The sequence below is a fragment of the Paenisporosarcina sp. P5_A11 genome, assembly GCF_056400705.1.
In genome coordinates, this window is sequence record NZ_JBFUKT010000338.1 from 1 (window position 1) to 1,520 (window position 1,520).

The following is a 1,520-nucleotide window of genomic DNA, read 5'->3' on the forward strand; positions in this document are numbered from 1 at the left end:
GCCAATACGCGCACGTATCTGAAAATGCAATACTAGACCGAATGAAGCTGAAGGAAAAAATTGAATCAGCTGTAAGTGGGAATGAAGCCTTAAAAAGCTGGTTGGAAGAATACAAACAAAAGCTTGAAAATGCACATACATTTAAAGAAGTTTTCCAAAAATACTGCTGGGAAATAGAAGATGTGGACTCCATTCGAATTGCCCCATTCCATGTCCTGGCTCACAGCAACCAGACATTCTTTGACCAGCCCCACACATGGCACATGGAAATGAACCGGAATTTTTCAAGGCTATCCAGCATGTTTGTTGAAACGGAGTACAAAGTCATTAAGGACGAGGCGAGTGAGGAAGAAGTCATTAATTGGTGGCGGGACATAACTAGTGAAGGTCACGAAGGTATCGTCATCAAGCCGGAATTCTACACTGCAAGGAATAAAGGGAAGCTGCTGCAACCTGCCATAAAAGTAAGGGGAAGAAAATATCTCAACATTATCTATGGGATGGATTACTTGCTGCAGGAAAATCTTGAGCGACTGAAGAATAGAAATACAGGAAAAAAACAAAAACTTGCGCTTAAAGAATTTTCACTTGGAGTAGAAGGTATTAAACGGTATGTGAATGGAGAATCAATTGAAAGAGTTCATGAATGTGTGCTTGCGACATTGTCAATGGAGTCAGATCCTGTAGACCCAAGATTATAATTTTGAGTAGACATACATGATAAAAAATGAAAGGAGTTCAAGTCCTATGGCTTGAACCCTTTTTTGATATTGTATCTGTTTCATAAAAGTTTTAAAAATTTGAATGCACGGATGCCGACAGAGCAAATGTTAACCGAGGGACCATCTATCTTCATTATCTGGTTAAATTCGATCTCTGGATAAGCTCATTGAAGAACATATTAACGAACTACGTGAAATGTGCGAATCGGAATCTGAAACTAATTCAGATGGGTGCGTGAGCTGGTTCGGATATTTTAAAAGTCATTATTTATTCTTTTCGGCGATGTTAGCTAGTAAAGGAGCCCCTTTCTTTCGTAGCCGGTTTCTTGAGTTTGTCATCGAAGATATCAAGAATGAATGGAATATAACAGAAGGAAAAAATCGTGGTTTAAGCGAAGATGTTATTCTTGAATTTTTTGGAAGGGACAGTGGAGTGGTGGTTTAGGAATGGAATGCCTTATCCACCTCATGTCATGGAAGAACAAATAGGGATATTGTTTGAGATGAATTTATAGGCATCTCTTATGAAAAACGCACCTCAATTTAGTGAGGAAGAAAGAGAATCATACCTAGGAGGATGCCTTCATGGCAGCTTTTCTTATAGAATTAAAGGGGAAGAATAGAATTAACTTTAAAACCTAACTTTAAAATGTCTTTTAGAGAACAATACCGTTAATCTTGTTCATCTAACGGGCGCTTTGATCCTTGAAGGATTAACGCATTTTTGTTGAACTTTTTAATATGGCAAAACAGCGATAAGGAAAACCCTATCGCTATTTTTTGGGTCATTTTTCAAAG

1 pseudogene is annotated in these 1,520 nt (G+C 38.0%); it reads left to right on the forward strand.

The annotated features are described in order from the left end of the window. Positions 1–701: pseudogene (locus tag AC1DOS_RS20075) on the forward strand (polynucleotide kinase-phosphatase); the annotation flags it as partial. Between the last annotated feature and the right edge of the window lie 819 nt (positions 702–1,520).